Below are 482 nucleotides of genomic sequence, written 5' to 3' on the forward strand. Positions count from 1 at the left end.
CTGGCTCCAAATTGGAAGATACACAGTAATACTAATAATCATTGCGCCAGCAATAAGAGTTAATATATTTATCGTAGATAATGTACGGTTAGAGAAAAGTGCTAGCGGAATTAATGGTTCCGGAGATTTTTTCTCGATGAATAAGAAAATAATAAATGAAACGACGGCGAAGATTAATAGGCCGATAATTGTTATGTCTCCCCAGTTTTGCTTACTGCTACCTGTTAATAATGCATATAGTAGAGCGATTGTACTTAATGGAAAAACTGTTGCACCAAGATAATCGATATGATGTTTAGCAGGTTTAATAGATTCTTTGTAGTAAATTACAATCATTAAGCAAGCGATAATTCCGAATGGAACGTTTAAGAAGAAGATATAACGCCAAGAAAGGGAATCAACTAAAAATCCACCTACTAACGGTCCGATAACACCGGATACACCCCAAACGGCACTCATCCAACCTTGTGCTTTCGCGCGGT

General features: G+C 37.1%; 1 protein-coding gene. It reads right to left on the reverse strand.

The genetic code is table 11. The features are described 5' to 3' along the window. Positions 1 to 482 (reverse strand): MFS transporter (locus SB717_RS33620; protein ID WP_410907129.1); only part of this gene is annotated, 482 nt, incomplete at both ends.

The organism is Priestia sp. SIMBA_032 (assembly GCF_046535215.1).
GTDB classification, from domain to species: domain Bacteria; phylum Bacillota; class Bacilli; order Bacillales; family Bacillaceae_H; genus Priestia; species Priestia aryabhattai.